At 63.2% G+C, this 19,333-nt stretch carries 20 protein-coding genes and 1 tRNA gene; 9 read left to right on the top strand and 12 right to left on the bottom strand.

Going from position 1 to position 19,333, the window contains the following annotated elements:
• Positions 1–51 precede the first annotated feature (51 nt).
• Positions 52–840 carry a hypothetical protein gene (locus tag X907_RS06050; RefSeq protein ID WP_127566225.1) on the bottom strand — a complete coding sequence of 263 codons (789 nt, stop codon included), beginning with the start codon at positions 838–840 and terminating at the stop codon, positions 52–54.
• Positions 841–851: 11 nt separating this feature from the next.
• Positions 852–1,616 (bottom strand): class II aldolase/adducin family protein, encoded by a 765-nt coding sequence (locus X907_RS06045; protein WP_127566223.1) that lies wholly within the window; start codon positions 1,614–1,616, stop codon positions 852–854.
• Positions 1,617–1,784: 168 nt separating this feature from the next.
• Here X907_RS06045 and X907_RS06040 point away from each other — a divergent pair, with 168 nt between their 5' ends.
• Positions 1,785–3,008 carry a GTP-binding protein gene (locus X907_RS06040; protein WP_127566221.1) on the top strand — a complete coding sequence of 408 codons (1,224 nt, stop codon included), beginning with the start codon at positions 1,785–1,787 and terminating at the stop codon, positions 3,006–3,008.
• 9 nt (positions 3,009–3,017) lie between these two features.
• Here X907_RS06040 and X907_RS06035 read toward each other — a convergent pair whose 3' ends face one another.
• Positions 3,018–3,638: a YdeI/OmpD-associated family protein gene (locus tag X907_RS06035; RefSeq protein ID WP_127569356.1), complete on the bottom strand. Its 621-nt coding sequence runs from the start codon at positions 3,636–3,638 to the stop codon at positions 3,018–3,020.
• 17 nt (positions 3,639–3,655) lie between these two features.
• Positions 3,656–4,942, bottom strand: coding sequence for an ergothioneine biosynthesis protein EgtB (gene egtB, locus X907_RS06030; RefSeq protein WP_233352548.1), 1,287 nt, complete (start codon positions 4,940–4,942; stop codon positions 3,656–3,658).
• 158 nt (positions 4,943–5,100) lie between these two features.
• Between egtB and X907_RS06025 the strand changes: the two genes are divergently transcribed.
• From X907_RS06025 to X907_RS06015, 3 genes are all read left to right on the top strand, one after another.
• On the top strand, positions 5,101–5,859 hold the full coding sequence (locus tag X907_RS06025; RefSeq protein ID WP_127566219.1) for an NAD kinase: 759 nt from the start codon (positions 5,101–5,103) through the stop codon (positions 5,857–5,859).
• Positions 5,860–5,938: 79 nt separating this feature from the next.
• Positions 5,939–6,448 (top strand): response regulator, encoded by a 510-nt coding sequence (locus X907_RS06020; protein WP_127566217.1) that lies wholly within the window; start codon positions 5,939–5,941, stop codon positions 6,446–6,448.
• Positions 6,449–6,472: 24 nt separating this feature from the next.
• Positions 6,473–6,967 (top strand): Hpt domain-containing protein, encoded by a 495-nt coding sequence (locus X907_RS06015; protein ID WP_127566216.1) that lies wholly within the window; start codon positions 6,473–6,475, stop codon positions 6,965–6,967.
• Between the two features lie 27 nt (positions 6,968–6,994).
• Here the strand turns inward: X907_RS06015 and spbR are convergent, their stop codons facing one another.
• The 3 genes from spbR to X907_RS06000 all read right to left on the bottom strand — a co-directional run bounded on the left by spbR (position 6,995) and on the right by X907_RS06000 (position 10,246).
• Positions 6,995–8,161: a SpbR family protein gene (gene spbR / locus X907_RS06010; RefSeq protein ID WP_127566215.1), complete on the bottom strand. Its 1,167-nt coding sequence runs from the start codon at positions 8,159–8,161 to the stop codon at positions 6,995–6,997.
• 91 nt (positions 8,162–8,252) lie between these two features.
• A complete protein-coding gene (locus X907_RS06005; RefSeq protein ID WP_127566214.1) occupies positions 8,253–9,083 on the bottom strand; it encodes a lysozyme family protein in 831 nt (276 codons plus the stop codon).
• Positions 9,084–9,124: 41 nt separating this feature from the next.
• On the bottom strand, positions 9,125–10,246 hold the full coding sequence (locus X907_RS06000) for an NAD(P)/FAD-dependent oxidoreductase (RefSeq protein ID WP_127566212.1): 1,122 nt from the start codon (positions 10,244–10,246) through the stop codon (positions 9,125–9,127).
• A gap of 68 nt (positions 10,247–10,314) precedes the next feature.
• On the opposite strand from X907_RS06000, the gene X907_RS05995 reads away from it, so the two are divergent.
• The gene (locus X907_RS05995; RefSeq protein ID WP_127566210.1) at positions 10,315–10,722 is read left to right on the top strand and encodes a DUF6491 family protein; all 408 of its coding nucleotides are present in this window, start codon (positions 10,315–10,317) and stop codon (positions 10,720–10,722) included.
• Between the two features lie 8 nt (positions 10,723–10,730).
• On the opposite strand, the gene X907_RS05990 is transcribed toward X907_RS05995, so the two are convergent.
• The 5 genes from X907_RS05990 to X907_RS05970 form a co-directional block, all read right to left on the bottom strand.
• Complete coding sequence (locus tag X907_RS05990; RefSeq protein ID WP_127566208.1) at positions 10,731–11,405, bottom strand: hypothetical protein; 675 nt, start codon at positions 11,403–11,405, stop codon at positions 10,731–10,733.
• A 167-nt stretch (positions 11,406–11,572) separates the two neighbouring features.
• Entirely contained in the window at positions 11,573–11,911 is a 339-nt protein-coding gene (locus tag X907_RS05985) for a type II toxin-antitoxin system HicB family antitoxin (protein ID WP_127566206.1), read from the bottom strand.
• On the bottom strand, positions 11,908–12,162 hold the full coding sequence (locus X907_RS05980; protein WP_127566204.1) for a type II toxin-antitoxin system HicA family toxin: 255 nt from the start codon (positions 12,160–12,162) through the stop codon (positions 11,908–11,910). The genes X907_RS05985 and X907_RS05980 overlap by 4 nt, the downstream gene beginning before the upstream one ends.
• A 108-nt stretch (positions 12,163–12,270) precedes the next feature.
• Positions 12,271–12,347, bottom strand: a tRNA-His gene (locus tag X907_RS05975).
• Positions 12,348–12,454: 107 nt separating this feature from the next.
• Entirely contained in the window at positions 12,455–13,273 is an 819-nt protein-coding gene (locus X907_RS05970; protein WP_233352547.1) for a M48 family metallopeptidase, read from the bottom strand.
• Between the two features lie 156 nt (positions 13,274–13,429).
• Here X907_RS05970 and X907_RS05965 point away from each other — a divergent pair, with 156 nt between their 5' ends.
• From X907_RS05965 to phhA, 4 genes are all read left to right on the top strand, one after another.
• Positions 13,430–15,424: an AsmA family protein gene (locus X907_RS05965; protein ID WP_127566202.1), complete on the top strand. Its 1,995-nt coding sequence runs from the start codon at positions 13,430–13,432 to the stop codon at positions 15,422–15,424.
• A gap of 111 nt (positions 15,425–15,535) precedes the next feature.
• Positions 15,536–17,308, top strand: coding sequence for a gamma-glutamyltransferase (gene ggt / locus X907_RS05960; protein ID WP_127566200.1), 1,773 nt, complete (start codon positions 15,536–15,538; stop codon positions 17,306–17,308).
• A gap of 93 nt (positions 17,309–17,401) precedes the next feature.
• Positions 17,402–18,352, top strand: coding sequence for a beta/gamma crystallin-related protein (locus X907_RS05955; RefSeq protein ID WP_127566198.1), 951 nt, complete (start codon positions 17,402–17,404; stop codon positions 18,350–18,352).
• 96 nt (positions 18,353–18,448) lie between these two features.
• On the top strand, positions 18,449–19,333 hold the full coding sequence (gene phhA / locus X907_RS05950) for a phenylalanine 4-monooxygenase (RefSeq protein ID WP_127566196.1): 885 nt from the start codon (positions 18,449–18,451) through the stop codon (positions 19,331–19,333).

Genomic DNA, 19,333 nt, shown 5'->3' with positions numbered 1-19,333 from the left:
TAGCCGTGATGAGCACATCACCGCCGCCGCTCAAGGGCGTGCTTGCATGGTCTAAAAACGCCGCCAGAGGCGAGTGAACGCCGCTCTCTCACGGGCGGAATTGTCAGTCTGCAGCGTACCCAGCACGCCAGCAGAAACCGAAAACCCGGCAGGCGCATCATAGACGGCGCTGAGCTGTACCCGATGGCCGGAATAGGCCGGCCCTCCGGGCTGCCTGCTGGCACGCACCGAAAAAGTCTCAGTGATGATGCGCCAGCGCGGTGAAACAGGCACACCCAGCGCACTGTCAAAGCGCCACTCCTCGCCGCCGCGTTCGGCCAGCGACCGCCGGGCCAGCTGGATGTCGGCAAAGCCATCCCGGCCAAATGCCCGCCCGGCAAGCAGCCGGGTCTCCACATCACCCCCGCCAGTCCCGAAACGCTGATTATTGCGGTTCTCGCCGCCCGATTCAAACGTGCGTGAAAGCTGCGCCGAGAGCACCCAGGGGCCGGTTTCGAGAAGCCTCAGCCTCACGCCAGCCTCGGTGCCGCCAACAGCGACCAGCGCATTGCTGAACGCGGTGTCTGCCACTTCATCCGGCGCGGCGCGGGTTTCGCTGAGCGATTGCAACGCAAAACGCCCGACCAGTGTCACCCGGTCCACAAGGCCATATTCAGCGTAAAAGCTGATTTCCGACTTGCGCAACTGTGTCCCGCCCGGCGCGGTAAGCCAGTGCGTGGAGTAGCCGGTCAGCAGCACGCCCTCGCCGCGTTTCTGGGTCCATGCGCCAGCCTGCGCCTCTCCGGCCAGAACACCTGCCAGCAGCGGCACACAGGCGGCTATCACCCATGGGCCGCGCAAAGCAAAGGCGCCTAAACGTCGTAGCCCGGAGATTGCCTGTCCACCCGGCCACGCAAGGCCGCCCAGGCGATCTCCTTGAAGAACTCGTTGGTGAAGGCCTGCTCACCCTGGGCGTAGACACGGTCCTGCATGTCCTTGCCCCATTCGACCAGCTCGGCGCCCTGCGCCAGTGTCTGCATCTTGCAGGCGCGCTCCAGCATATACATGCGCACATAGCACGAGAAGGGATGGTCGCCCGTGGTCAGCGTGCCGTGATTATTGAGGATCATCAGGTTCTTGTCGCCAAGATCGGCCACCAGACGCTCTTTCTCGTCCTCTTCCAGGGCAATGCCCTCATAGCCGTGATAGGCGACATCCTTCATCACCGTCATGGCGCTTTGCGAAATGGGCAGAAGGCCGCGCTTCTGCGCCGACACCGCGACACCCTGATCGGTATGCAGGTGCATCGCCACTTTCACGTCCGGGCGCGCATGATGGATCGCCGAGTGGATGGTAAAGCCGGCCGGGTTGATGCCGTACTGGCTGGGCGGCAGGACATTACCCTCAAGGTCGACCTTCACGAGATTGGAGGCCGTAACATCTTCAAACAACAGGCCGAACGGGTTGAGCAGAAAATGCTCCTCCGGGCCCGGCACGCGCATGGAGATGTGGGTGAAGAACAGATCGTCCCAGCCATGCATGAAGATGAGCCGGTAAAGCGCGGCCAGATCGCAACGCGCCTTCCATTCCTCGGCCGAGACCTGATCTTTTACTGAAAGCTGGGCGCGGTCATCCATGGCTTTTCTCCCGTGCGGCCCCGTACGGCGGGCCTCTCATTGTTTGCTCCGTCAAGAATTGCGCGACCATGCACGCAGGTCAAATCAACTCCTCTGACGGGCACGCCTTGAAATGTTATACTGTAACGCTATAAGCGGCCGTCAGTCCCACGCGGAGAGCCGACGGCCATGTATATCCCACCATCAGAACGCTTGCCGGTAACAGTCCTTTCCGGCTTTCTGGGCGCCGGAAAAACGAGCTTGCTCAACCACTTGCTGACAAACTCGGACGGTCTGCGCATTGCGGTCATCGTCAACGATATGAGCGAGGTGAATATTGACGCAGACCTCGTCGATCATGCAGGCGGCGTTACACGTACTGACGAAGCCCTGGTGGAAATGACCAATGGCTGCATCTGCTGCACGCTGCGCGAGGATTTGCTGGTCGAGGTGCGCAAGCTCGCCGAAGCCGGCCGCTTTGACGCGCTGGTCATCGAGTCGACCGGCATCTCCGAACCCTTGCCCGTGGCAGCGACGTTCGACTTTCGCGACGAACATGGCCGGTCTCTGGGTGATCTGGCGCGCATTGACAGCATGGTAACGGTGGTCGACGCCGTTAATCTGCTGAAGGACTACGCCTCTACGGAGTTTCTTTCTGACAGGGGCGAAACCTCTGGCGATGGTGACACGCGCGCCATCATCGACCTGCTCGTGGAGCAGATCGAGTTTGCTGATACGATCGTCATCAACAAGGCGTTTGACGTGTCGCCCGAGCAGCTGGTGATTGTGCGCAAGATCGTAAGCAGCCTGAACCCTGAAGCTCACCTGATAGAAACCATGTTTGGCCGGGCGAGGCCCGGCGACATTATCGCGACGGGCCGGTTTGATTTCGACAAGGCGCAGAGCCATCCGCTCTGGGCGAAGGAGCTTTACGAATTTGCCAACCATATGCCCGAGACCGAGGAGTACGGGATCGAGAGCTTTGTATTCCGTGCCAGACGCCCCTTTGATCCGGAAAAGCTGCACGCCTTCTTTGGTGAGACCTGGCCCAATGTCATTCGTGCCAAGGGCCATTTCTGGATCGCCACACGGCCCGACTGGGTCGGAGAGCTGAGCCAGGCCGGTGCGCTTGTTCGTCATCAGGGCCTTGGCCGCTGGTGGGCGGAGGTGCCGCGCGAGCGCTGGCCTGACAGCGAGGCATTTCGCACACTCATGGAAAAGCACTGGGATCCGGTCTGGGGGGACCGGCGCCAGGAACTGGTCTTCATCGGCATCGGCATGGACGAGAGCGCCCTGCGCGCGCGCCTGGAAGACTGCCTCGTCGAGGGCTCAGAGGACGTATTCGTACCCGAATTCCACTCCGGCCTGCGCGATCCCTTCCCCGCCTGGGGTCAGGACGTCCAAGCGGGCTGACATGAAGGTTCACCGCTCCATTGCGCCTTTTCCGGCCAATATTTTCGGGCGGAATTTGGCGATGCGTGCGTGCCGGGTCGCGGAGGCCTTCGCCGAGCCGATATTGATGACATAACTCTTCTGGCGCCCGAGGGTGAGGGCGTGAAAGGCCTCGGCAAGTTCGGGATCGTGATCCAGCGCTTCGGCCAGTTCGCCGGGCAGCTCGAACGCGCCGTCATCCTTGACAGGTTTGATACCCGCCTCGGCATAGCCCATGGCTTCGGCCAGATAGGCCCTTATCACCGCCTCCATCTGCGCGACCTGCACATTCTCACGAAAGCAGATCATGTCCTTGTGGCGGGTGTTGGCTCCCTGCCTTTCGAGTACGCCCTGTGAATCCTTCATCAAGGCCGCGTTGAAAAAGGTGAGGCGGAAATCACCCCGGAAAGCGCCGATAATCACGATATTGCGCCCGGCATGCATGTAGCAGGGATGGCCCCATTTTGCGGTCTCCAGCAGACCTGCATCTAGGCAGATACTCCGTAGCGCCGCCAGGCCATCCGCCCAGAGATACGCAGAACAGTCCGGCGTGGCGAAACGGTCACAGCGCCCGCAGCCTTTGGCGAAATAATCCGCCACATCTGTAATCATCGCACGGTCCATGACAGCTAGATGTCCTTCGCCAGACGCAGGCCCGTCATCTGCCATTGGGCCTGCGGCGGGAAGAAGTTGCGGTAGCTGGCCCGGATATGGCCCGGCGGCGTCAGGGCAGAGCCACCCTTCAGAACGAACTGCCCGCACATGAATTTGCCATTGTATTCGCCCAGCGCGCCGCTTTGCGCGCGATAGCCCGGATAGGGCGCGTAGGCCGAGCGGGTCCACTGCCACACCCCGCCAAACAGGTTTGCCTGATCAGCTGAAGCTGGATGCAGCCAGCCATCAGGCGTCATGGGGCGGGCGCTTCCAGCATTGAACTGGCGCGCGGCCAGCTCCCATTCGCGTTCCTCGGGCAGGCGATAGCCGGTCCATTCGGCAAAGGCGCTGGCCTCGAAATAATCGAGATGGCTTACCGGCGCTGACAGGTCCATCTCCTGCTCGCCATGCAGGGTGAACTCGCGCCATTCGCCGGGCGCGCCACGCCAGTAATGCGGGGCCTTGCGTCCCTCTGCCTGCACCCGTGCCCAGCCGTCGGAAAGCCAGAGCGAGGCGGTCTCATATCCACCTTCTGCGATGAACCGGGCGTACTCGCCATTCGTCACGCAATGGGTGGATAGCGCGAAGGGCGCAAGCCATGCCTTGTGGCGCGGCCCTTCATTATCGAACACGAAGCCGTTTGCCTCCGCACCAAAATCTTCAAGCCCGCCAGCATGTTCGATCCAGCCCGCAGCCGGGCCGGGCTGGGCAGGCGGCGGCAAGACCTCGCTATAGGCTTGTGCAAACGGATTGACGCTGAGCACGTGCTTGATGTCGGTGAGGATCAGTTCCTGATGCTGCTCTTCATGGGCGATGCCGGTTTCGATCAGCGCGGCAATCCGTTCCAGATCAGCCTCCCCGCACGTCTCCAGAAGGCGCTCCATCGCACCGTCAACATGGGCGCGATAGGCCATGACATGGGCAATGCCCGGCCGGGTGATATGGCCACGTGCGGCACGTGGCTGCCGCTCCCCCAGAGCCTCGTAATAGGAATTGAAAAGAAATCCGAAGCGCGGATCAAAGACCTCATAGCCGGGCAGGTATGGCTCCAGCAGGAAGGTCTCCCAGAACCAGCTGGTATGGGCCAGGTGCCATTTGGACGGAGAGACATCCTCCATGGTCTGGGCGCCCATGTCCTCGTCAGACAGGCGTGATGTCAGCGCCGTGGAGCGCATCCGCAGGCGATGAAAGCGGTCCAGCAGGCCGGCGCGCACGAGATGAGCGGGATCGCCAGACGCCATTACGGCAGTTTCAATAGCCATTTCAAACCCGGCTCCGTCTGCTTGCATTCAACTCTGGCACACCCCGAAGGGTTACGGAAAGACACGCAAGGGGTTCCACTAACGTTTTCGCCCCTTGCACGGCGCCACCGGCACCGCTTCAATGGGATTCCCCGCTTGTCCCGATTACGGATTTTCCCATGCGCCTGGCCTTCCATGCCGCCGACCGGCCCGATGCCCTGAGCGCGCGCAACGCGCTGGTAAAGCGCTATGGCGACAGCCCGCTTCTGGAAGCGGACTGCGTGGTGGCGCTGGGGGGAGATGGCTGCATGCTGGACGCGCTGCACGCCGTGATGGGCCACAACATACCCGTTTACGGGATGAATTTCGGGTCAGTCGGTTTCCTGATGAACGATCCGGTACACGATGACCTGCCCGCGCATCTGCAGGCGGCTGAGCAGGCGATCATCCATCCCTTGCGCGCCAAAGGGACCAGCGTTTCGGGCGAGGCCTTCGAATCCCTTGCCATCAACGAGGTTTCACTGCTGCGCCAGACCCGCCAGACGGCCAAGATCCGCATATTCATCGACGAGATCGAGCGTATGGAGGAGCTGGCAGCGGACGGCGTGCTGGTCTCCACCCCTGCCGGCTCGACCGCCTATAATTTTTCCGCGCACGGGCCCATTCTGCCGATTGATGCCAGCCTGCTGGCCCTCACGCCCATCAGCGCCTTCCGGCCACGGCGCTGGCGAGGGGCGCTGCTGAGCCATGCCAGCACCGTGAAGTTCGAGGTGATAGAGCCGGTACGGCGCCCGGTGGCAGCGGTGGCGGATAATCGCGAGTTCCGTGATGTGAGCTCGGTCACCATTGCGGAAGCCGATGATGTGACGCTCACCATGCTGTTCGACGCCGGCCGGGCATTGGATGAACGCATCATCCTTGAGCAATTCACCTCGTGAGCGTTCGCTTAGCCGTATATTAAGCAAGTGCCGCGTAGGGTTTGTCTTCGAGTGGGGACTCTGCGAAAGAGGTAGCGCTTTGGCTGGCGAACTTAGTGCTGACATGGCTTTCACCAAGCTGCGCGTATTGCTTGTCGACGACAACGCAGCCATGCGCGGGCTGGTACGTGCCGTGCTGGGCGCCTTTGGCTGCGACAACGTTTTCGAGGCGGCAGATGTCAAGCGCGCGCTGGGCATACTGTCGGTAGAGCAGATTGATGTCATCATCACTGACTGGAAGATGTCGCCTGTAGACGGGCTGGCCATGGTGCGCCATTTGCGCAACCCCGAAAAAAGCAGCAATCCGTTCATCCCCATCGTGATGCTCACGGCCTATGCCGAACCGTCGCGCGTGCGCGAAGCGCGCGATGCCGGCGTCACCGAGTTTCTCGTCAAGCCGTTTTCAGCTGAACAGCTTTACAAGCGGCTGCAGGTCATCGTTAACCGTCCGCGCCCGTTTGTCCGCACCAAGATGTTTTTCGGGCCGGACCGGCGGCGCCTGAACAATGAATACGAAGGCCCTGAACGCCGCGAAGACGCGGCGCTCTAGTGTGACAGGGGAAGGGACAAGGCCATGACGCAACGCGAACGACCCATCGAAATCATCAACCCGCCCAACATGCTCAAGGTAAAAGTGGGCGGGCGGATTGCGCCAGCCGATCCGGCGGCAATCGCACGGGCCGAAGCCGCGCTTGCCGAGATGAAGCACGAGTTTGCCGACTGGCTGGCCGAAGAGGTCAACAAGCTGGAAGCGGCCCTTGCCAGGGTGCAGGCCAACGGGCTGACCAGCGAAGCGGGAGATGAGCTGTTCACCGTTGCCCACGATTTGCGCGGGCTTGGCGCTACCTACGAGTTTCCACTGGTAACGCGCATGGCGGCTTCCCTTTCCCGCCTGGTGGAGACCGGCGAGAAGCGCGAGCTGGTCCCGGTGCAGCTGGTGGAGGCCCATGTCGGGGCAATCCGCGCAGCCCTGCGCCAGAACATCCGTACAGACGAGCATGCTGTCGGCCGCACGCTGGCAGAAGAGCTGGAAACGCGCGTTATCGAGCTGGTCGGCGCGCCGGCCTGAGCCGGCGCAGTTTCCTTTGAAAATGGATCAGCCTGCCTGACGGGCGGCTCCGGCCGGCGCCGCTTCATTGGCGGCGCGCATATCAGCTTCCAGCCGGGACATGCAGTATTCGAGATCTGCCTCCGGCGCACCCTGAAACTGGGTGAAGATGCGCTGGGTGAGCGCCGCACGAAACTTCAACACATCGCCGGGCCCCTGCCCGCCAACTTCCAGCGAGTGGTAGGCACTGACCGATGCGCGCACCGCCGGCAATATCCGGCGCGGCAGACCAGAGCGCTCAAACACCGCATCCAGTCCCAGCGGCCCTGCATCATGGATCAGCAGCCAGGCCTTGGCGTGGGGAATGCCCGCCAGCTCGGCCATGCAGTGCTCAAAGAAGCTCATGTGTCCACGGAACAGCGCGCGCAGGATCAGGGAGGGCGTCAGGCGCCCGTTCATCTGCAGCTGCTGGACAAAACGGCGCGGGTCGGGGCTGAGGCCAGCCTGTTCAACAAGGTCAACCGTCGCACGCTCGCGGGTTGTTTCGGCCAGCTCCACAGCCAGCTGCGGTGGCAAGGCGTGGCGTGAAACAAGACGCTCCACAGCCGTCTCGGAAATGACATTGATCAGCTTTTCCGTGACTTCCATTGGCAAGCTCGCGCGTTCCACGAACTGCTCGAGCATGGCGGGTTGATCATGATAGCGCTCAAACGTCAGCGCGTAGGATCCGGCATCGAAATGCGCGCCATCATTGGCGATCACGCGCTGCACAGCCGGGTCAGCACCGCGCAAGACGAGCTCGCGCACCACATTGCCCGGCACTTCGGCCCGCCCGGCAATCGCCAGCTGCCGGATGACCGTACCGGAGCGGACAATTTCCGTCAGGTCTTCTTCGGTCAGCGAGGGAGAGCCGGCAATCACGGGCACGGCAATGGAATCGATGTCGGCCGCCAGCTTGCGTGCGACATCGCGCGGCAGGTTCGGCGAGCGGGCAAGGGTGACGGACAATGCACGCCGGACAATGTCCGCCGCATCAACCGCCAGCACTTCAAGAATGGCGTTGGCGGCGGTGCGCTCGCTCTGTGTCAGGCCGGGCATGGAGATGCGGGCGCAGATCTTTCGCGCCGCAAGGGCCCTGCCCTCATCGTCCTTTGCACTGGCAAGACGGGCGACATCCTCACGGGTAAGACTCGCTCTTAAAGCCTTTACGCTCATGGCATCAAACTCCCAGACAACCAGGGCACCCGATCGGCACAAGCGTGCGCCCTAAATCTTAACGAGTTATTGCTGTACTTGGGCGAACCGATCAGGAGCGCCGCGCGCGGCTGCGCAACGGCATGTCGAGCGTGTTGAGGATTTCCACCACAGCCGGCGACAGTACGGCGCCCGGCGCGCCGCCTGTGGCATAGCCCGATACACCGGCGCGGAGGCCTTCGCGAACACGCTGCAGGCTGGCACCGGCCTGCGCGTCTGCCACCATACGCGGCGCCGTAACCGTCTCGGGCACGTTGGCCACCGGACGCTCCCGGGTCAGGAACGACAATAGCTGCGAAGCGCTGCGCGGCTGGGCACCATCAAAAAACACGCGCCGGTTGGCCGACGCTGCATCGGGGAACAGCGCATCGGCGCGCATGTCCGGATTGGTATGAGCGGTCTCGATCAGGCGCGCTGCGCGTGAGGCGCCCAGAAAGTGCGCGGCATAAAGCTCGCCGGTCGTTGGCTCGCGGCCAGTGGCCGAACGCAGGATTGCCGCATTCTCCGCCGTCAGCTCGCCGGCCATCAGGCTGGCCGCGCGCGGATCAAAGCGCATGTCGAGAATTTCCTGGCGGCGGGCAGGATCATCCACGACAAACCGGCTTCCGTCCTGGCGCACAGATGCAGCCATGTCGCCATAGCCATGCCGCTCGCCGTGGCGGGCAACCATGGCCAGCCAGGTCTGCTCGATAAACTGGAACATGCCCGATGCACTGGAGGTGCTGGCGCGCGCGCCCGCATCAAAATTGCTTTCCCGGGCCGCCGTGCGCATCAGAAAATCAAAGTTGGCACCCGTAGCGCTCGCCGCATCGGAGATCAGCCGCGACGGCGAGAAGGTATTCTGCAACTGGCCTGCGAGGGCATTACCGATGCGGTCGGGCATGAGAACGGGACGCTCCGAAAAAGAATCGCTTGCGTCCCATCTCACTCAGCGGAGGATAAGCCTTCGTTAACTGTACCGGGCGCGAACGGCGCAAGGGCGTCATCCACCCTGCCCCCGGCAATCAGTTCTGCGAGCCCTTCGGCCAGCGCCGGAGCGAGCATGACACCGTGCCGGTAGGCGCCAAGCGACACGACAAGGCCCGGCTCTGCCAGCCCCGCGCGCGGCATGAGGCCCGGCAAGGCGGGCCGCACGCCGGCCCAGTGCGCCAGCTGCGCCATGTCAGCGATGTCCGGCACATGGCGCGCCGCGCGGGCCAGCAGCGTTCCGGCCATGTCCGGTTCGGCGCGGTCATCGCTGCGGCCCGGTTCCGTGCTGGCGCCGACGAGCAACCGCCCTCCCGGCTTGGTGGCCATATACACATCGCCGCCACGCAGGAGCGGCCAGTCGAGCGGAGCGCGCGCATCCAGCATCAGGGCCTGCCCCTTTACCGGGTAGATGTCCGCCGCGGCCGGGTGCAGCTCTGCGGCGGCCCAGCCGGCAGCCAGCACCACGATGTCGGCCTCGATCACGCCGCCGGCCGCAAGCCTGACGCGCCAGCCGCCATCTTCCTTCCGTTCAAGCCGCGTTACGCGGGCATTCTCGTTCAGGGTGACACCGCGGGCCGTGATGGCCTCGATCAGGGCCGAGGCCAGCATCGGCGCGGACAGATGAGCGTCGCCGGGCAGGAAGAGCGCCCCTTCCTGCAAAGCAAGGCCAGGGATGCGCGAGCGCGCCTCATCAGCGTCCAGCGCCAGCGCGTCGAAGCCATGCCGCGCCAGCCATTCTGCCATGCCGGGCGAAGCTGGCAGCAGCGCGCCGCTGGCGCGATAAGCGATGTCGATACCCGTCTGCGCCTGCAGCCTGCCCGCCCAGGCTGGCCATAGTGCAGCGCTGTGGCGGGCGAGCGCACCGAAGGCGCCGGCAAGCGGGTGAGCACTGCTTCTGGTTTCCCAGATTTCAGCTCCGGGGGCGATCATGCCTGCAGATGCCGCCAAAGCGCCCTGACCTGCCTTACCAGCGTCACAAATAACGGTATTAATTCCGCGTAAGGTCAGCGCATGCGCGAGTGCCAGCCCGGCTGCCCCGGCGCCGATAATGCACACGCGTGAAGCACTGTTACGCATACCAGCCTCGCTCGAAGAACCTCAGGTTCAGGGCGAGACGCAGGAAGACAGGAAAGGTTCGCATTACCATGGTGGTGAAATTCGGAGCCAAATCTCGGATCGCCGCAGCTATAGCGGCTGCAGGCGCTGCAATCACCCTGTCCGGCGCAGCTTTGGCCGGCGGGACCATACAGTCAGAGCGCTGCGTGCAGATCGGCAGCATTAGCGGCTATTCGGTCATTGATGACCGGCACCTGATCCTGCGTTCAGGCGCCAGCAGCTTTTTCCTCGTCACCACGGCGACGCGGTGCTCGGGCCTGAATTTCGGGGTGGAGATTGCCACCTCGATCACGGGCAATCAGCGCATCTGCCAGCCCATGAGCGAGTTCGTCATCCCCGATGATGGCTGGCGCTGCCGCATAGCGTCCATCGAAGCGGTTGAAAACGAGGACGCCGCGCGCGCCCTCGTCGAAGAACGGCGTCAGAGCGCAAACTGATACGCCAATCAGCCCTGTGTCTGGCTCGCCAGGCGCACGGGGCTGACGCGTTCGGCGCCCTCAACGTCCTCATCGGCGCGATCCAGCGCGATCCGGCAATCGGCCAGAAAACGCTCCCCGGCATTATCGCCCTGGCGTGACCAGGGACGTGAAAGCGTGCGCGAGTAAAACGCCGTCACCGCGGCGCGCCAGGCATCGTCCGGCCCCTCCTCATCTTCACGCTCGCCGCACGCTTCCAGCGCCATTTCGAACACGCGCTGCAGGCATTCCAGCGCCGGAGCCGCATCCTCCAGACGGGTGCGGGCACTGCCCTCACGCCCGGAGTCCAGACGGCGTTCGGCCTCGCGCAGCGCGGCCAGATGGCGGCGGGTCAGCGTCATGGTGGGGGTGTCGTCACGCAGCTGGGCTGCGTCCGGCACAAGGCCTGCCAGCTGGCCGGTCAGGCGCAGGCCCATCTGCAAATCCTGGCGCAGACGGGCAATCTGGGTGCGCCGGGTCTGCAGCCGTTTCTGATCGATCAGGGCGCGGCCGCACTCCTCCAGCAGGCGCCAGAGCGCCATTTTCTGGTCAGCATCCGCGATGGCATGCCGCTCGCAGATACGGTCAATATCGGCCTCGTCATACAGCTCGCCATCATCAAGGATGATGAAGCTGGTGCCGGTCGTGCTGGTCAGTCTTGCCATGCGTGTTCCCTGCCCCGGCCCCTCAACCGGCATTGTGACTTTAGGGCTGCCCTCTGTGACAGATTAACCCATTGTTAAGCAAGCCGCGCCCTGCAGCGCGCAGGCGGCCAGCACTTTCCTGTGGAAAATGGGGGTGGGGGCGGAGGATGTATGCACGGGGCAAGCCTCTAGCCCGAATGCGCGAGGCGGTCCTTGAGCGCTTGCTCGACGAGCTGGTTCAGGCTGCTGCCGCGCAGCTCTGCCGAGACGGCCGCCTCGCGGTGCAGCTCCGGGTCAATGCGCAGCATAAGATTGCCAGAATAGGGCTTGTCGGGACTTTTGCCGAGTGCGGCACAGGTTTCGAGATAATCGTCCACCGCATCGTGAAATGCCCGCTCCAGGGCCGCCACGGTATCGGCATGAAATCCGATGACATCGGTGATGCCGACAATGCGGCCCGCAAACACCTTGTCTTCGCTGTCATAATCGACGCGGGCCCGATAGCCGCGATAGCGCATTTCACTCATGGCTCTATTCCCAGTAGCCGGAAATACCGGCGTGCGTCCTCTACCTGATAGCGCTTGGCGTGACGGTCCGGGTGCGGACGGTGGAAACTGGCGATACGGCCATCCTTCACGAACTTTACCCGTGAACCGGCACCTTCGATCCGTTCGCAGCCCGCAGCCAGAAACAGTTTCTCGATATCTGACCAGTCAATTCCCGACCGGGTGGGCGTATCGAAAACTGCCTTCAGTGTGCGCTGATGCTTGTTATTCATACCGCAACCAAGCCTAAATTGCAATCACTTCATGATATCAAATGCGCTCAACAGCGTATGTACTAAAACACCGCACGATAGCGTAGAAATCTGCCGCTGTAAGAAAAATGGTACCGCCTCCCCGGCTCGAACGGGGGACCTCTAGATCCACAATCTAGCGCTCTAACCAACTGAGCTAAGGCGGCACGCTTTCACCCGGCGCGAGGGCGAAGCCTCAAGGCGGCGGGAGCGCTGACATAGCGCCGCCGGAGTTGCGATGCAAGACCGGCGGCCATGTGACGTATCGTGCGTATCAGGCGTAGCCGGACGAGCGTATATGCGCCTGCAGGGCCTGCATGCGCTGGGCATCGGACGGGTGGGTGGACAGGAAGGCAGGCTGTGAGCCGCCAGAGCTGCGCGCCATCATGCCATTCCAGAAGGTCAGCGCCTCGCTCGCCCGGTAATTCGAGCGTGCCATGAAGTCGGCGCCCAGCCGGTCTGCCTCGTATTCATGGCGGCGCGAATAGGGCAGCAGCACGCCAAAGGTGAGCCCCGCGCCGAGCACGCCGGCCCACATATCCGAATTGCTTGCCCCGCCCTGATCGAGTGCGATGGCCGCCAGACCCGTGCCAACGCCTGCGGCCATTTGCTGGGAGGCGCGTTCCTGGGCGTGGCGCCCGGCCACGTGCCCGGCCTCGTGGCCGATGACCGTGGCCAGCTGGTCGTCATTGTCCACCACATCGAGAAGGCCCGAATAGATCGCGACCTTGCCGTTGGGCAGCACCCAGGCATTGATCTGGTCATTCTCGAACACGACGAATTCCCAGTCATACTGGGTGAGGCCGGAGCCTTGCGCGATCCGGGTGCCCACGCGCTCTACCTGACGGCGCTTGTTGGCATCGCGGCTCACACGCTCCTGCTGCAACGATTGCTGCCAGGTCTGCTGGGAGAGCTGGGCGATCTGCGCATCAGACACAATCATCAGCTGGCTGCGGCCGAGCGCCTCGTTGTGTGCCGTACATCCGGCGACCAGCGGCACGACCGTGCCCGCGGCCAGTCCCATCAGCAATTCGCGCCGGTCCATCTTCACCACCGGCAGGCGCCCTGCAGACGTATCAACCATGTCAGACATTCCGGTATCTCCCTTCAAGATATCCACTCCCCTCCCCGGCGGCGCTATGCTGGCGCACGGGTGATGGAAACTGTTGCCTTGAGAAGTTAAACATAACCGGACCGGCGGCGGAACTGTTTCCGTCGTCTTACGCCCTGACACACCGGAGCTGATGCCATGCGCCGCCTGCTTGTGATTCTCCTGGTCCTTGGCGGGATCGCCATCGCCGCCGCCCTTCTCATTCCCATGCTGCTGACGCCGGAGAACTGGCGCGGCGAGATCGAGCGGCGCGCAAGCGAGCAGCTGGGCCGAGAGGTCAGCATTGGCGGCGATATTGGCCTGTCCATCCTGCCGGCCATCCAGATCAGCGCAGGTGATGTCTCCATCGGCAATGCGGACGGCTTTGGCGAGGAGGCATTTGCCGAATTGTCCGAGCTGCGCCTCGGCCTCGCCCTGTGGCCACTGTTTTCCAACCGGGTGGAGGTGAGCGAGTTCGTTCTGGTCGATCCGGTCATCCGCCTGCGCCAGAATGCCCGCGGCAATAACTGGACGTTTGCGTCCGTTGAGGCTCCTGCGCCGCCGCCGTCTGACAATAATGGCGGTTTCCGCCAGCCGGGCGCGCTGCCGATTGACGGCACTTTCTCCAATATCCGCATCGAGAACGGCGCGGTGAGCTTTTCCGACGGGACGGAGACCTGGGAGGTTTCGCAGCTCAATATCAGCCTGCAGGCCACGGATCTGGACCGGGATGCACGCCTGAACGGGAGTTTCGTGCTGCGCGGCGAGACCATCTCGCTCAACGCCGGGCTTGGGGGATTGCGCCCCTTCATGGAAGGACGCCAGACACCGTTGACGCTGGAGGTCCGGTCAGCCCCGCTGACCATGAGCTTTGACGGCAATGCGCTGGAAAGCGGAACGTTCGATCTGGCGGGCGATGCCAGCGTTGAAGCCGACATTCCCGGCCTGGCCCGGCTTGCCGGCGAGCCCCTGCCCCCGGGATCGGCTCTGCGCAGCGCGGCGGCCTCGGGCCGCTTTACCAGCATACCGGGCGAGATGCGCTTCGAGAGTGCCCGGCTGCGCCTCGACGAGGTCACGGCAACGGGTGGCCTTACCGTCCGCACCGGGGGTGAACGGCCATTTCTGACCGGCCAACTGGTCATCCCGCGCCTCGATCTCAATCCCTACATGCCGGAGGAGGAAGCAGGCACGGCGCCGTCAGGCGGGCAGAGCGAATGGAGCACCGAGGAGATTGATCTGGCGGCGCTGCGGCTGGTCGATGCCGATCTGCGGCTGAGCGCCGGCCGGCTGATTTTCGGCGATGTCGAAGTTACCGAGGCCGATGTCAGGGCCCAGCTCACCAATGGGCGGCTGGTGGCAGACCTGTCGCGCTTTACACTCTATGGCGGCAGCGGATCGGGGCAGCTCGTCGTCAATGCCCGGGGCGCGACGCCCAGCTATACGCTGAACGCCCGGCTGCAGGGGCTACAGACCCAGCCCTTCCTGAGTGCGGCCGCCGATTTCTCGGCACTGCGGGGCTTGGGCAATTTCACGATTGACCTGACCAGTTCGGGCGCCAGCACGGCGGCGATCATGCGTTCGCTGTCGGGCAACGGCAATCTGCGGCTGGCCGATGGCGCGATTGAAGGCTTCAATCTGGCGCGGATACTGCGCGGCGTGCAGACCGCGATCACGACCCGCCAGCTGCCGCAGGGCTTCGGACCGGAGGAAGAAACCGATTTCAGCGAGCTGGGTGGCAGCTTCACCATCCGCAATGGTGTGCTGTCCAACAGCGATCTGTCCATGCTCAGCCCGCTTCTGCGGGTTACTGGTGCGGGTGAATTCAATCTCGTGGAACAGTCGGTGGATTATCGCATTTCGCCGCGCGCCGTCGCGTCGCTTGCAGGCCAGGGCGGCACGCCGGAGCTGAACGGCATTGCCGTGCCGGTGCGTATCCGGGGCACTTTCGGCAATCCTTCATTCAGCATCGACTTCGAGGCGGTTGCGCGGGAACTGGCCACCGGACAGGCGCGCGGCCTGCTGGACCGCCTGCTGCCGGGTCAGCGGCAAGGCGAAAGCGAAGAGGAACAGGAGCAATCACAACCCACGCCAGCCGACCTCCTGCGCGGCCTGCTCGACCGCCAGCGCCGCAGCGGGAATGATGGCAATGATTGACGTCACACGCGTGTGAAGGCCCGCGGTTTTACTTGCGTCAGCACGAGCTAACGCCATGATGCCGCTCAAGAAGAAGCCCCGGACCGAGCAGGCGGGGCGAAGGGGAGCATCATGAAAACGCTGAACGCAGTTCTGGCCGCAGGAGCCGTCATGGCCTTTACCCATATGATCCCGGCGAGCGCCGCACAGACCTTTTATCCCGGAGACCGGATCACGGGCGACCACTACGCTGGGCGCTCGCCCATTCAGGCGGTCAATGGCGCGACAGCGTCCGCCCAGCCGCTGGCCAGCATGGTGGGCATCGACATACTCAAAGCTGGCGGCAATGCAGTCGATGCCGCCATCGCGATGAACGCCGTGCTGGGCCTGATGGAGCCTGTCGGCAATGGCATTGGCGGCGATATTTTCGTTCTCGTATATGACCCGGAGACGCAGCAGGTTTACGGGCTGAACGGGGCGGGCCGCTCGCCCATGGGCCTCGATATCGAGACCGTTCGCGCAAACCTGACGCCTGAAGGCACGATCCCTCCGGTCGGTCCCCTGCCCGTTTCGGTGCCCGGCGCGGTTGATGGCTGGTTTGCCCTGCATGACCGCTTTGGCCGCCTTCCGATGGAGCTGGTTCTGGCCCCTGCCATCCGCTACGCGGAGGAGGGCTTTCCTGTCAGCCAGACGATTGCCTATTACTGGGAGCGCAATATGCGCATCCTGCAGGCGCGCTATGATGCCGGTGCCTTCAACGAGTTTGACAATGCCCGCGCGACCTATCTGAACGCACAAGGGCGCGCGCCTGCAGAGGGCGAGGTGTTCCGCAATCCGGATCTGGCCCGCACCTACCGCCTGCTCGCCGAACAGGGGCGTGATGCCTATTACGAGGGCGAGATCGCCCGCACGATAGACGCCTATATGCGCCGGATTGGCGGCTGGCTGCGTTATGAGGATTTCGCCGCCCACACGTCCGAATGGGTGGACCCGGTCACGGTCAATTACCGCGGCTATGATGTCTGGCAGATACCCCCGCAGGGCCAGGGCATGAGCGTCCTGCAAATGCTGCAGATCCTGGAAGGTTATGACCTTGCCTCGACGGGCTTCATGAGCGCGGACACGCTGCACGTCATGATCGAGGCCAAGCGCCTCGCCTTCGAGGACCGGGCACGCTTCTACGCTGACCCGGCCTACCAGCCTGCGCCTGTGGAGTGGCTGCTGTCGGACGAATACGCCGCCGAACGGCGCGCCCTGATCTCCATGGAGCAGGCGATGGACCAGGTGGGCCCCGGCGATCCACCGCAGATCGAGCACAACGACACGACCTATCTGACCACTGCCGATTCCAGCGGCATGATGGTGTCGCTGATCCAGTCAAACTATCGCGGCATGGGCGCGGGCATCGTGGCCGACGGGCTGGGCTTCATGTTCCAGAACCGGGGTGAGGCCTTCTCGCTTGATGAAGGCCATCCCAACGTCTACGAGCCGGGCAAGCGCCCCTTCCACACCATCATCCCCGGCATGGTGACCTATGAGGGTCAGGGCTATTTGAGCTTTGGCGTGATGGGCGGGGCCATGCAGCCGCAAGGGCATGTGCAGGTGCTCAGCAACATGATCGATTTCGGCCTGAACATTCAGCAGGCGGGCGATGCAGCGCGCTGGCGTCATGAAGGCTCCACCGAGCCGACTGACGGGCTGGGGGCGCCGGCGGGCATGGGCATTGTCCATCTGGAAAGCGGTGTGCCGCAGGCGGTCCGCGATGCGCTGGAGCAGCGTGGCCATGTGCTCGGCAATAGCGATGGCGGATTTGGCGGTTATCAGGCAATAAGGCGCGATCCCGTGACCGGCGTTCTGTCCGCGGCTTCGGAAATGCGCACGGACGGCGCCGCACAAGGGTATTGATGATGAACGAAAGCCCTTCAGGGCTTTCATCGGGGGTTCACGGAGGAAAGGTCACTTTTCCCGCAGTGAACAGGCTGGAAAGGGAGTACCATCATGAACCTGGCCAAAGGCATTGCCGCTCTGGGAGCGGCCGCAATCGCGTTCATTTTCATTCCGCTGGACGCGGAGGCACAGCGCGGACGTCCGGGCAGCGGCACGCCGGTCATCGAGTTCTTTGAAGGACCGAACTACACGGGCCGTTCGATACGGGTGGATGGTGATGCACCAGATTTCCGCCGCATGAACTTCAACGACATTCCCGGCTCGTTCCGTATCCAGAGCGGCTATTGGGAGCTCTGCTTCGACATCAATTATCGAGGCCGCTGCCAGATATTCTGGGAAGATACCCCCCAGCTGACCGGCGGCTGGCACCGGCAGATAAGCTCGGCCCGTCCGGTTGATTTCCGCCGGGGCGGACGCGAAGCGCTGATGATGTTCTCCGAGCCGAATTTCGGCGGCGAGGCGCGCCTCATCATGGACAATGTGTCGAACTTCAATTCGATCCAGTTCAACGACCGTCCGCGCTCCTTGCGCGTGCTCAGCGGAGAGTGGATCGTCTGCCAGCACGCCAATTTCGGCGGCCGCTGCGAAACGCTTCGCAATGAAGCGTCCGACCTGCGCCGCATGGGCCTTGACCGCGAGATCAGCTCGGCCTCCCCGACCTCGCAATACAACCCGCCTACGCCCGCTCCCAATCCGGGCTTCAACCCCGGCCCTGGTTCCAATCTGCGTCCGGGGTCAGTTTTTGGCGGCACGCGTGGCGCGCAGAGCACCTATTTTGCCAATCCGCGCATCAGCGGGGCTCCGGTCGCGCGCTGCATGAGCAATTTCAACAACTCGGCCTGCGATCAGGTGGCGGCGGACGCGCTCTGCCGGGGTGAAGGCTTCCGCGGTGCGGCCTACTACACCATCACTGACCAGGGACGCGGCAATCACTACTTCATGGGTGATGCCCGCACCGCGCAGTCCAACGGCGCCCTCGCCGACGTGCTCTGCGTCCGCTAGCGGATAAAAAGCATGCGCCATGCAGTGCGGCCTCTCGCGCAAGCGGGGGGCCGTGCTTTATCTTGCCGGAGAAGTTTATCGAATCCGGAGCGAACCATGCCTGTCCAGGATCCCGTCGTCGCCGAACAGACCCCCGCCGCAGATCATTCGATTGACCAGTGCTGGGACCGCTATACGCCTGAGGAACACGGCGTGTGGGACACGCTCTACAAGCGCCAGATGAAGGTGCTGCAGGGCCGCGCCGCGCCGGAACATTTCAAGGGGCTGGAACTGCTCAACCTCAATGAGGGCGGTATTCCCGATTTCCGCCGCATGAATGAAAAGCTGGAAAAGCTCACCGGCTGGACCGTCATCGCCGTTCACGGGCTGATCCCCAACGATGTCTTCTTCAATCATCTGGCCAACCGGCGGTTTGTCGCGGGGCGCTTCATCCGCGACGCCGACAAGCTGGACTACCTGCCCGAGCCGGACATTTTCCATGACGTGTTCGGCCATGTGCCGCTGCTGACCCAGCCAGTCTTTGCCGACTATATGCAGGCCTATGGCAAGGGCGGCGCGAAGGCTGCCAAGCACGACATGATCGAGAACCTGACCCGGCTGTACTGGTACACGGTCGAGTTCGGCCTCATCAACACGCCCGAAGGCCAGCGCATTTACGGCGCGGGCATCGTTTCGAGCCAGTCTGAGTCGGTGTTTTCGCTGGAAGGGCGCTCGCCCAACCGGGTCCATTTCGATCTCGAGCGCGTGATGTGCACCGACTACCGCTATGACGACTTCCAGCAGACCTATTTCGTCATCGATTCCTACGAGGAATTGATGGAGGCGACCGCGGGGCAGGACTTCGATCCGATCTATGCCCGCCTGAAAGGCCAGCCGGACTTCAAGGCCAGTGACATCATTGATGGTGAGAAGGTCTACACCAGGGGCACGCAGGAATACGCAAAGGCAGGCGGTCTGGCCAAAGGGGCAAAGTGGGTCTGA

The sequence above is a fragment of the Glycocaulis alkaliphilus genome, assembly GCF_004000605.1.
Classification (GTDB): domain Bacteria; phylum Pseudomonadota; class Alphaproteobacteria; order Caulobacterales; family Maricaulaceae; genus Glycocaulis; species Glycocaulis alkaliphilus.
This window is presented reverse-complemented; position numbering and strand designations above follow the sequence as displayed.

Coding starts and splice junctions, on each gene's coding strand:
- ggt (WP_127566200.1), top strand. CDS start 15,536: ATGAAAACGCTGAACGCAGTTCTGGCCGCAGGAGCCGTCATGGCCTTT.
- X907_RS06025 (WP_127566219.1), top strand. CDS start 5,101: ATGCGCCTGGCCTTCCATGCCGCCGACCGGCCCGATGCCCTGAGCGCG.
- egtB (WP_233352548.1), bottom strand. CDS start 4,942: ATGGCTATTGAAACTGCCGTAATGGCGTCTGGCGATCCCGCTCATCTC.
- X907_RS05985 (WP_127566206.1), bottom strand. CDS start 11,911: ATGAGTGAAATGCGCTATCGCGGCTATCGGGCCCGCGTCGATTATGAC.
- X907_RS06005 (WP_127566214.1), bottom strand. CDS start 9,083: ATGCCCGACCGCATCGGTAATGCCCTCGCAGGCCAGTTGCAGAATACC.
- X907_RS05955 (WP_127566198.1), top strand. CDS start 17,402: ATGAACCTGGCCAAAGGCATTGCCGCTCTGGGAGCGGCCGCAATCGCG.
- X907_RS06045 (WP_127566223.1), bottom strand. CDS start 1,616: ATGGATGACCGCGCCCAGCTTTCAGTAAAAGATCAGGTCTCGGCCGAG.
- X907_RS05980 (WP_127566204.1), bottom strand. CDS start 12,162: ATGAATAACAAGCATCAGCGCACACTGAAGGCAGTTTTCGATACGCCC.
- X907_RS06000 (WP_127566212.1), bottom strand. CDS start 10,246: ATGCGTAACAGTGCTTCACGCGTGTGCATTATCGGCGCCGGGGCAGCC.
- X907_RS05965 (WP_127566202.1), top strand. CDS start 13,430: ATGCGCCGCCTGCTTGTGATTCTCCTGGTCCTTGGCGGGATCGCCATC.
- X907_RS06035 (WP_127569356.1), bottom strand. CDS start 3,638: ATGATTACAGATGTGGCGGATTATTTCGCCAAAGGCTGCGGGCGCTGT.
- phhA (WP_127566196.1), top strand. CDS start 18,449: ATGCCTGTCCAGGATCCCGTCGTCGCCGAACAGACCCCCGCCGCAGAT.
- spbR (WP_127566215.1), bottom strand. CDS start 8,161: ATGAGCGTAAAGGCTTTAAGAGCGAGTCTTACCCGTGAGGATGTCGCC.
- X907_RS05970 (WP_233352547.1), bottom strand. CDS start 13,273: ATGTCTGACATGGTTGATACGTCTGCAGGGCGCCTGCCGGTGGTGAAG.
- X907_RS06015 (WP_127566216.1), top strand. CDS start 6,473: ATGACGCAACGCGAACGACCCATCGAAATCATCAACCCGCCCAACATG.
- X907_RS05995 (WP_127566210.1), top strand. CDS start 10,315: ATGGTGGTGAAATTCGGAGCCAAATCTCGGATCGCCGCAGCTATAGCG.
- X907_RS06040 (WP_127566221.1), top strand. CDS start 1,785: ATGTATATCCCACCATCAGAACGCTTGCCGGTAACAGTCCTTTCCGGC.
- X907_RS05990 (WP_127566208.1), bottom strand. CDS start 11,405: ATGGCAAGACTGACCAGCACGACCGGCACCAGCTTCATCATCCTTGAT.